13 protein-coding genes are annotated in these 9,482 nt (G+C 43.9%); 9 read left to right on the top strand and 4 right to left on the bottom strand.

The genetic code is table 11. The features are described from left to right. Nucleotides 1-69: 69 nt before the first annotated feature. The gene (locus WQ57_RS03195; RefSeq protein ID WP_046522281.1) at nucleotides 70-504 is read right to left on the bottom strand and encodes a DUF1885 family protein; all 435 of its coding nucleotides are present in this window, start codon (nucleotides 502-504) and stop codon (nucleotides 70-72) included. A 143-nt stretch (nucleotides 505-647) separates the two neighbouring features. On the opposite strand from WQ57_RS03195, the gene WQ57_RS03190 reads away from it, so the two are divergent. Further along, nucleotides 648-947, top strand: a complete 300-nt coding sequence (locus WQ57_RS03190; protein ID WP_046522280.1) for a DUF3055 domain-containing protein — start codon at nucleotides 648-650, stop codon at nucleotides 945-947. Between the two features lie 220 nt (nucleotides 948-1,167). Beyond that, a complete protein-coding gene (locus WQ57_RS26085; RefSeq protein ID WP_084820132.1) occupies nucleotides 1,168-1,287 on the top strand; it encodes a GapA-binding peptide SR1P in 120 nt (39 codons plus the stop codon). A 79-nt stretch (nucleotides 1,288-1,366) separates the two neighbouring features. Here WQ57_RS26085 and WQ57_RS03185 read toward each other — a convergent pair whose 3' ends face one another. Then, nucleotides 1,367-2,836, bottom strand: a complete 1,470-nt coding sequence (locus tag WQ57_RS03185; RefSeq protein WP_046522296.1) for an aminotransferase class I/II-fold pyridoxal phosphate-dependent enzyme — start codon at nucleotides 2,834-2,836, stop codon at nucleotides 1,367-1,369. A gap of 213 nt (nucleotides 2,837-3,049) precedes the next feature. On the opposite strand from WQ57_RS03185, the gene WQ57_RS03180 reads away from it, so the two are divergent. Further along, a complete protein-coding gene (locus WQ57_RS03180) occupies nucleotides 3,050-4,009 on the top strand; it encodes an NAD(P)H-dependent flavin oxidoreductase (protein WP_046522279.1) in 960 nt (319 codons plus the stop codon). Nucleotides 4,010-4,083: 74 nt separating this feature from the next. Beyond that, nucleotides 4,084-4,356, top strand: coding sequence for a UPF0223 family protein (locus tag WQ57_RS03175; RefSeq protein WP_046522278.1), 273 nt, complete (start codon nucleotides 4,084-4,086; stop codon nucleotides 4,354-4,356). A gap of 118 nt (nucleotides 4,357-4,474) precedes the next feature. On the opposite strand, the gene WQ57_RS03170 is transcribed toward WQ57_RS03175, so the two are convergent. Continuing rightward, complete coding sequence (locus WQ57_RS03170; RefSeq protein WP_046522277.1) at nucleotides 4,475-5,095, bottom strand: YktB family protein; 621 nt, start codon at nucleotides 5,093-5,095, stop codon at nucleotides 4,475-4,477. A gap of 162 nt (nucleotides 5,096-5,257) precedes the next feature. Here WQ57_RS03170 and WQ57_RS03165 point away from each other — a divergent pair, with 162 nt between their 5' ends. Next, nucleotides 5,258-5,452: a hypothetical protein gene (locus WQ57_RS03165; RefSeq protein ID WP_046522276.1), complete on the top strand. Its 195-nt coding sequence runs from the start codon at nucleotides 5,258-5,260 to the stop codon at nucleotides 5,450-5,452. A gap of 242 nt (nucleotides 5,453-5,694) precedes the next feature. Continuing rightward, the gene (locus tag WQ57_RS03160) at nucleotides 5,695-6,498 is read left to right on the top strand and encodes an inositol monophosphatase family protein (protein WP_046522275.1); all 804 of its coding nucleotides are present in this window, start codon (nucleotides 5,695-5,697) and stop codon (nucleotides 6,496-6,498) included. A gap of 204 nt (nucleotides 6,499-6,702) precedes the next feature. On the opposite strand, the gene WQ57_RS03155 is transcribed toward WQ57_RS03160, so the two are convergent. Next, nucleotides 6,703-6,888 carry a YlaF family protein gene (locus tag WQ57_RS03155; RefSeq protein WP_046522274.1) on the bottom strand — a complete coding sequence of 62 codons (186 nt, stop codon included), beginning with the start codon at nucleotides 6,886-6,888 and terminating at the stop codon, nucleotides 6,703-6,705. Between the two features lie 117 nt (nucleotides 6,889-7,005). Here WQ57_RS03155 and typA point away from each other — a divergent pair, with 117 nt between their 5' ends. From typA to WQ57_RS03140, 3 genes are read left to right on the top strand one after another with little or no spacing between them, the layout of a single operon-like run. Next, a complete protein-coding gene (gene typA / locus WQ57_RS03150; protein WP_046522273.1) occupies nucleotides 7,006-8,847 on the top strand; it encodes a translational GTPase TypA in 1,842 nt (613 codons plus the stop codon). A gap of 11 nt (nucleotides 8,848-8,858) precedes the next feature. Further along, the gene (locus WQ57_RS03145; protein ID WP_046522272.1) at nucleotides 8,859-9,173 is read left to right on the top strand and encodes a YlaH-like family protein; all 315 of its coding nucleotides are present in this window, start codon (nucleotides 8,859-8,861) and stop codon (nucleotides 9,171-9,173) included. A gap of 11 nt (nucleotides 9,174-9,184) precedes the next feature. Further along, nucleotides 9,185-9,475 carry a hypothetical protein gene (locus WQ57_RS03140; protein WP_046522271.1) on the top strand — a complete coding sequence of 97 codons (291 nt, stop codon included), beginning with the start codon at nucleotides 9,185-9,187 and terminating at the stop codon, nucleotides 9,473-9,475. Nucleotides 9,476-9,482: the final 7 nt, after the last annotated feature.

Genomic DNA, 9,482 nt, shown 5'->3' with positions numbered 1-9,482 from the left:
TTTGCAAATCTGACGATAAGGGCGAGTCATTTAAGCAAAAAAAAAAAAAAATGGCCATATGGCCATTTATTATTTTCGGGGATAAAAGTACATGATCCTGCCATTAAATAAATGCAGCTCTCCCTGTAACTTTTTAGCCAGGAATTTGCAAAATTCATTGGCCTTCCCTTTATCGCCGGCTGTTGCTGTTTCAGGAAGGGTGATTTGTATGTATGTTTGTTCCCGTTCATTTCCGCTATCATCGAAGATTGTCTCTTTGTCGATACCCATGAGGATGAGATTGTAGCGGTCAAGTTGTGATTCAAGATAAAACCAGGTTCCTTTCCCGCTTTCTTTCTCCTTGATTTCATAAGGGAAAGCAGATGCTTCATAGCTCCATCCAAGCTGGTCGCCGGTTTTGGCTGTGATTTCTTTATAATAATGAAACAACTCCTGTACCTCTTCTGTTGTAACCGTTTTCTTCACAGATGAAGGCACTAGCTTAATATATGCGTTGCTGGACATTGGCCATCCCCCTAATTCTCCAATTCTCTTTACTACCATTCTAGCACTTGAAAAATACACCGACAACATCCAAGATTAAAGTTGCATGTTTATGCAATAATATGTTATAATATTCTAAATATTATAAAAGGAGGAGATGGCTGATGAATCTGTTCGAAAAGCTTTATGATGAACACGAGAAGGTAAAGGTGAGATTTGTCGGTTTTACTACAGATGACACCCGCTATGATTTTGGCATCGTGTACACCAATATGTTTTTCGGTAAACCGCTCGTTGTATGCATGCAGACTGGGCGTTCAACCCTCCTCGATCCAGCAGACCTTGATAATATTGATTACCTCCAAAAAATCTTTAGGATCCAGGATGTAAAACAGGCTTCCGATTTGGCTGAGTTTTTTCAGGAAACGCTGCCTGCTGTTCCCTTTGCCACTCAATATGAATAGAAGTTAAAAAACAGGCCGTCCGCAGGCCTGTTTTTTTAAGTTATCCTATTTAAGTTTCAGTACATATAAATATAGATTTGATTATTTATAACCAGCAAAAAAATTTAATGTGTTATACAAATAAGGCTTGAAAAGTTAATAATGTTATATTATTATTGATTTAAAGATACTAAAACGCTTTCAGAAAGCTTACAATTCGAATGAAAAGGGGTTTGAAAAGATGGGAACTATCGTATGCCAAACTTGCAATTCTACAATTGACCACTTCGAAGATGAAAAGGTTTCAGTTCTTTATTCCAACAAATGTGAATGCTGCCACGAACACCAACAGGAAAGATAATAAAAATAAATGGGTATGCGATTATTCTCGCATACCCTCTTTTTTTTATAACAACCATGAATTACTCAAAGTCCCAGTCTTATCTAATGGCTTTGTGTTCCTTAATTACACGAATCATCTGAAGCTGGTCGTCCTCAGGGCCTTGTACGGGGAGTCCCGCCTCGACATTCATCTTGATATACTGAAGGTTCTCATCCGTGATGATTTCCCCTGGAATAAAAATCGGGATTCCTGGGGGATAAACCATGACAAACTCGGCAATGATCCTTCCGCTTGACTCGGCAAATGGTATCACTTCCGTATCTGCATAAAAGGCATCCCTAGGGGTCAATGCCAGCAGCGGGATATCAGGCAGGAAAACCTTGGCATGGACCTTTTCGGCTCTATGGTGAAATTCAGCGGATAATGCTTCGAGAGCACGGACCAGCGTATCTCCTTCAGTTTCCGTATCGCCTGGTGTAATAATGCAAAGCAGGTTATACAAATCAGAGAGCTCAACTTCAATATTGAATGTTTCACGCATCCACTTTTCAGCATCATAACCTGTAATTCCAAGGTCTTTTACTGAAATGATCAGCTTTGTTGGATCATAGTCAAAAGTGGCTTTCCTTCCAAGAATTTCTTCGCCGACACAATAAAGATGGTCAATTTTGTTTACCCGTTCCCTGATGGACTGGGCCAGCCTGATTGTGGCACCAATCAGTTCTCTTCCTTCCGTCACCAGCCTTCTGCGTGCCACATCCAGCGAAGCCAGCAAGAGATAGGAAGTGGATGTTGTGGTCAGCATCGAAATGATGGATTGCACACGCTTAGGAGAAACCAGCCCTTCCTTCACATTAAGGATAGAACTTTGAGTCATGGACCCGCCAAGTTTATGGACACTTGTTGCAGCCATGTCAGCACCTGCCTGCATGGCAGACAGCGGCAGTTCATCGTGGAAATGGATATGGACCCCGTGCGCTTCATCAACCAAAACGGGGACGTCAAAGGAATGGGCAATTTGGACAATCTGCCTCAAATCGGCAGCCACGCCAAAGTAGGTTGGGTTGATCACAAGGACTCCCTTGGCGTCAGGATGCTGTTCAAGTGCTTTCTGGACAGCATCCGTTGTGATCCCATGTGAGATTCCCAGCTTTTCATCGATCTCAGGATGGATGAATATCGGGATGGCGCCTGAGAACACAATAGCTGACATAACAGATTTATGGACGTTCCTAGGGACGATGATTTTGTCCCCTGGCCCGCATACGGTCATAATCATGGTCATGATTGCTCCGCTTGTTCCCTGGACAGAGAAAAAGGTGTAATCAGCGCCAAATGCCTTGGCAGCTAAATCCTGTGCTTGCTTAATGATCCCTTTTGGGGAATGAAGGTCGTCCAGCGGCCCAATGTTGATTAAGTCGATAGACAAAGCATTATCGCCGATAAATTCCCTGAATTCAGGATCGATGCCGCTTCCTTTTTTGTGGCCCGGTATATGGAACTGGACAGGGTTCTTTTTTGCATGTTCTTTCAATGCAGTGAATAATGGTGTTTGATTTTGGGACAACAATGGCTTGTACACCTCTTTATTTTAAGTTACTTTTTTCATCCATTTTTTCAAAACAAATTGCATTATAGCACTATTCATACCCTTTGCATAGAAAATTATCGCTGTCTGCCATAAATGGAGTTCCTTCTTATTCATTCCCTTGTTTTGAATGAATAAAAGGGAAAATGCCGCTAAAAGTCGAATATGGGAAAAGAAAGGAGATGTAAAAGGATGAAATGGGAAACCAAAGTCACGGAATTGCTGGGCATTAAATATCCAATTATTCAAGGAGGTCTGGCGTACCTTGCCTATTCGGACCTGGCGGCAGCCGTCTGCAATGCAGGAGGACTGGGACAAATTACAGCTATGTCGCTGAAAAGCCCTGCTGACTTAAGAGAGGAAATCCTTAAATTAAAGAGTTTGACCGACAAACCCTTTGGCGTCAATTTTGCCATAGGTCAGCATGGAAGGCCTTTTGCACATTTCCTTGATGTGGCGATTGCAGAGGAAGTGCCGGTCATTACCATGACAGGAGGAAATCCGGCGCCAATATTTGAACAGCTGGAAGGGACGGACACAAAAAAACTCGTACTCGTCGCTGCAAAAAGGCAGGCCCAAAAAGCGGAGGAACTTGGAGCCGATGCTGTCATGGTGGTCGGCCAGGAAGGAGGAGGGCACCTAGGCCGGAATGATACTGGGACAATGGTCCTCATCCCCAGTGTGGTAGATGCCGTGGGCATACCGGTTATTGCTTCAGGGGGCATAGGGGATGGCAGGGGGTTGATGGCCGCTTTGAGCCTTGGGGCCGAAGGCATTGAGATGGGAACAAGGTTTATTGCCACGAAGGAGTGCGTGCATGCCAATGAAATTTATAAAACTCGGCTTGTTGAGGGAAGTGAAAATGATACGGTGGTGATTAAACGGTCGATAGGAGCACCTGCACGAGCGATTGCCAACGATTGGACAGAAAAAATCCTTGAACTGGAAGAAAAGTACGGCAAATATGAGGCACTAAAAGATTTTATCAGCGGTGAGGCCAACAAAAAATATATATACGATGGAGAGGAAAGCCAGGGCTTTGCCTGGGCGGGCCAGGTCATGGGACTTATTAAGGATGTTCCTTCGGTCGGTGAACTTATTGACCGCCTTATCTGCGACGCAGAGGCGATCAGAAAGAAGTGGGGAGAATAGGGTTTCTGCAAGTTGCACCTCATGCCTTTATATGTAACAATCAACAAAAAAGCATATAAAAGAAGGTGCGAAACATGGAATACCAATATCCCCTTGACCATACCTGGTCAACAGATGAGATAATTGATGTCATTCATTTTTTTGAACAAATTGAGCAAGCTTATGAAAAAGGGATTGAACGTGAACGACTGATGACGGCTTATCGCCGCTTCAAGGAAATTGTACCGAGCAAGTCTGAGGAGAAGCAGCTTTTTGCCCAATTCGAGGAAGAAAGCGGCTATTCTTCCTATAGGACAGTCAAAAAAGCCAGGGAAGCCTCGGAAGGAGACAGAATCAGAATGAAGTGAAAAAACGGCCAACAGGCCGTTTTTATATTATTTTCACCGGATCCATACCCTGCTATGCTGCTTCAAAGACCCCTTTAAAATAGGCTTTTCCATGAGCCCGGAATAGAGCAGGCAAGGTTTATGCCAATTTGTAAAGGGGTAATAAAGTTTTAAATACAACCTCAATTTTTTCAATTAATTCATCCGAACTAAGGGTGATGGCCTTATCCCGGGGAATTTGATAACCACAAAGGATTTCAGCCTTTTTAACTGTTTGCAATCGGTTGAAAAGAGAGAGCAATTCATCTTTGGAAAGCCCGCTTTGCGGAATGACATCTGGTTTTGTATGGTCTGTTGACCACACAAAATCTTCGGGTGTTTGGCTGAATATAGTATCCGCATTTCTTTCAAGCAGCTTGCCAAACTTTTCTTTATTCGGAGCTTCATAAATGAGAGCAAACCACACAAACAAATGGGTTTCCCAAAGTCCAATCTGAAAGTGCGGCATCATTTTATAGCCGCGAGGATTGGCAGCGAAAGCTACCCACGTATCGTTGGGCGGGTTTTTGGTCCTCCGGGCATGTTTGGCTACATGATAATACATCTCGTCTCCAACCAGGCTCGAAAGCTGGGGTGTGAAATGGCTGCCAAGTTCCTCGAGTTTAGGACGAATATGCTGCTTTAAAGCTTCCATGCGTTCGTCAAGTCCATCTATTGTAAATACTTCAAAGTCTTTGTCTGTAAAACCGGAAAATGTCATTTTCAAAACCTCCTAAGCTTTGTAGAATATTGTAGCAAACCAGGTGTCAATATTGAAGCGGCAAGGCTTATAGGTAAACACACAAATTTGTTGCATCGTCCACTAGAAGCTCATAGAATATTAAAACAATTCATTACTAATTGAATGAAGGAGTGCATAGATGTGAAACAGCTGGTCAATTCGACAAAGAAAAAGACAGGTGAACAGCAAAGAAAGGCCGTTTTAAGACTGGAAATGGATTATGAACTCGCAACCCTGTTTGAGGCAATGGGTGAATCCAACCAGTCAAAGGTAAAGGAATGCAAGCAAAAGCTTGAAAGAATCCGCCAGGAGCTGGTAAAGTTAAAAGCTCTCTAATCCGTATATTATAGAAGCAAGTTCACTAACAAAAAGGATTGGGTAAAATAAAATGATTAATGGGAAAATGAAAATGCGGGAACAATGAAAACGAACTCCTGGGAAAGCGAGGGGTTCGTTTATTATTTTTAGCATTTTTGAAATCAGAGGTAAAAATACTTGAAGCGATAAAATATTTTCGATAAGCTGAATCTAATCTTTTTAAAAGGAAATAAATGCAAGCAGAAACAGGGGGAAGCACGATGCCAGCGACAATTCAAGAGATCGATACATATGCAAAGCAGTGGATAAAAGAGGCAGGGGAGCGGATTCGGACTTCCTTTCCAAAAACGCTGAATATCACAACAAAATCAAACCCTAATGACCTGGTTACCAATATCGACCAGGAAATAGAGCGCTTTTTTATTGAAAAAATCAATGAACGATTTCCTGAGCATAAAATCCTTGGGGAAGAAGGCTACGGTGACAGCATAGAAAAGCTGTCCGGAATTGTTTGGATCATTGATCCAATAGACGGCACAATGAATTTTATCCATCAGCAGCGGAACTTTGCTATTTCCGTAGGTATTTATGAAAACGGCACAGGGAAAATCGGCCTGATCTACGATGTGGTCCACGATGAATTATATCATGTCGTTAAAGGCGAAGGCGTTACGATGAACGGAGAAAAGCTGCCGCGCCTTGAAGAAAGAGGGGTCTCCGAGTCCATTGTCGCCATGAATGCAATGTGGGTAATTGAAAATCGCAGGCTACCCCGTGAACTCCTTGCGCCTCTTGTAAGGGATGTGAGGGGAACGAGGTCGTATGGCTCAGCTGCAATGGAAATGGTTTATGTCGCAAGTGGAAGAATTGACGCGTATATCACCCCAAGGCTGTCTCCATGGGATTTTGCTGCAGGGATCATCATGATCGAGGAGCTTGGAGGCGTGGCCACCAATTTACGAGGAGAACCGCTGGACTTATTGAAGGAAAACTCTGTGTTTGTGGCCAAGCCGGGACTTCACGAAGAGATATTAAGAAAATATCTTAAAGACGGAAAATGGTAAGGCCGGTGTTAAGGGATTCTAGGTGATAAAGAGGAGTTCCTGGCCAATTACCTGTTTCATTCGGACAGCTTCGGGGTGAAAGTCGAGGTTGGAGTCCGAATACCCGCCTCAGTTGGCTACCCTCGACAAAAAAGTCAAGGTCCGAGTCAGAATCCGCCTCCCCGATTCATAAAGCAACAACAAAAAAGGCCATTTCTGGCCTTTTTACATTTCTCCGTTTTCCCTCAGCTTCTTTTTGGTCTTGAAACCATATCCCATAACAACCACCAGTCCGGCAATGGAGGCAAGTGCACCGGCCATGCTATCCTCTCCAATTGCTATTCCAACCCCAATCATGCATGACGCAGCCGCAATTGCCAAAAATAAAAAGAACCAGTTTATTTGTTTCATTATAATCCCCCTCCAGACAGTTATTTGAAAAATTTTTAGGTTTTTCATGTATTTGTGGTATAATAACTCAGTTGTAAAAAAATGATAACATATTTGAGATAAAGGCGGTTGACTTTTTTGAAATTAAGAGAAGATATTCGCAATATAGCCATCATTGCCCACGTTGACCATGGAAAAACGACACTTGTTGACCAGCTTTTAAGACAGGCCGGAACATTTCGCGCCAATGAAGCGGTTGAAGAGCGCGCGATGGATTCCAATGACATTGAAAGAGAACGCGGAATTACGATTCTTGCCAAGAACACGGCAATTAAATATAAAGATAAAAGGATCAATATCCTAGACACACCTGGACACGCAGATTTCGGCGGCGAAGTTGAACGAATCATGAAAATGGTTGATGGCGTCCTTCTTGTTGTGGATGCCTATGAGGGATGCATGCCGCAAACCCGTTTCGTATTAAAGAAAGCATTGGAGCAGCGCTTGACTCCAATTGTAGTTGTAAATAAGATTGACCGTGATTTTGCCCGTCCTGGCGAAGTCGTGGATGAAGTCCTTGACTTGTTCATTGAGCTTGGAGCGGACGAAGACCAGTTGGAATTCCCGGTGGTATATGCTTCTGGAATCAATGGAACGGCGAGCATGACACCGGACAAACAGGATGAAAACATGGAAGTTCTTTACGAAGCGATTCTGGACCATATTCCAGCCCCGGTTGACAACCAGGAAGAACCGCTTCAGTTCCAGGTGGCACTCCTTGATTATAACGACTATGTTGGCCGTATCGGCATTGGCCGTGTATTCCGCGGAACAATGAAAGTGGGCCAGCAGGTTGCATTGATGAAGCTGGATGGTTCTGTAAAGCAATTCAGGGTAACCAAGATGTTTGGTTTCTTTGGCTTGAAGCGGGAAGAAATCCAGGAAGCTAAAGCTGGAGACTTGATTGCTGTTTCCGGAATGGAAGATATCAATGTTGGGGAAACAGTATGTCCCGTCGAACACCAGGACGCACTGCCAGTTCTTCGAATTGACGAGCCTACCCTCCAGATGACTTTCCTTGTTAACAATAGTCCTTTTGCCGGCAAAGAAGGAAAGTACCTGACAGCACGGAAAATTGAAGAAAGACTTCGTGCACAGCTGCAGACGGATGTCTCCCTGCGTGTTGACAATACCGATTCCCCGGATGAGTGGATTGTTTCCGGCCGCGGTGAACTGCATCTTTCCATTCTGATTGAAAACATGCGCCGTGAAGGCTATGAACTTCAAGTATCCAAGCCTGAAGTTATTGTCAGGGAAATCGACGGTGTGCGCTGCGAGCCGATTGAACGCGTACAGATTGACGTTCCTGAAGAGAATACAGGTTCAGTTATGGAGTCCATTGGAGCACGAAAAGGTGAAATGCTCGATATGATTAACAACGGCAGCGGGCAAGTCCGGTTAATATTCAATGTCCCTGCTCGCGGGCTGATTGGGTATACAACAGAGTTCCTGACATTGACACGTGGATACGGAATCATCAACCATACCTTCGACAGCTACCAGCCGATGCAGAAAGGCCAGGTAGGTGGCAGGAGGCAGGGTGTTCTGGTCTCAATGGAGAGCGGAAAAGCTTCCACTTATGGTATAATGGGCGTAGAAGATCGAGGAACTATTTTTGTCGAGCCTGGAACCGAAATTTATGAGGGAATGATTGTCGGCGAGCATACTCGTGAAAATGACATTACTGTCAACATCACAAAAGTAAAACAAGCCACGAATATTCGCTCTGCCAACAAGGATCAAACTTCGGTCATTAAAAAGCCGCGGATCATGACCCTGGAGGAATCTCTTGAGTATTTGAATGACGATGAATACTGTGAAGTAACTCCGGAATCCATCCGTCTGCGGAAGAAAATTCTTGATAAAAATGAACGTGAACGGATTGCGAAGAAGAAGAAATACGCAGAGCAAGATAAATAGGGGGAAGCAGTATGGATATAAGCCAGCGTCTAAGTTTTTTTGCGGCATTGTATAGAGTAGATGAAAACCCCGAGCTCGGTATGTGGATGCTCTATTTAACGATTACACTTCTGAGTATTCTCGTATACAAGCTGGGTTTTGCTAAGACGCTTCCAATCGGAAAGTCAGTATTGATTTACCTCTTTCTTATTCTGGGGTGTACAGTGCTGACTGCCCTGGGGGTATTTTTACCCATGGCAGAAGGACTTGTAGTGGCAGCGCTGATCCTGATAATTTATAAAATGCGTCTCCGCCTGCATAAAAAGCAGGAAATGGATGCAGGTTGAGGTGATTCGAAATGAATTCGCTGCAGGATGCCATTTATAATTGGCTGACCATAAAAGTCGTCGTTGATGAACGGCCTGAAGATACAGCTGCTGTCGATACGAAAGCCCTGTTCGAAGAAATCCTGGCTGATGAACATGGCGTACAGGTGCCGGAAGTGAAAACCGATGAGCAAATGTACTATGTATCCCTTGAAAAGAATGGGGAGGACAAGACATACCGATTTCCGCGGGATTTGATTGAAGTCATGATTGACCAAATCAATGGCGAGCCGGAAAAGTACCCCAACTACCCTGAAGAATAGAAAAGCC

The sequence above is a fragment of the Mesobacillus campisalis genome, assembly GCF_000986785.1.
In the GTDB taxonomy this organism is placed as follows: domain Bacteria; phylum Bacillota; class Bacilli; order Bacillales; family Cytobacillaceae; genus Mesobacillus_B; species Mesobacillus_B campisalis.
The sequence above is the reverse complement of the archived record's forward strand: the minus strand, read 5'-3'. Positions and strand labels throughout refer to the sequence as shown.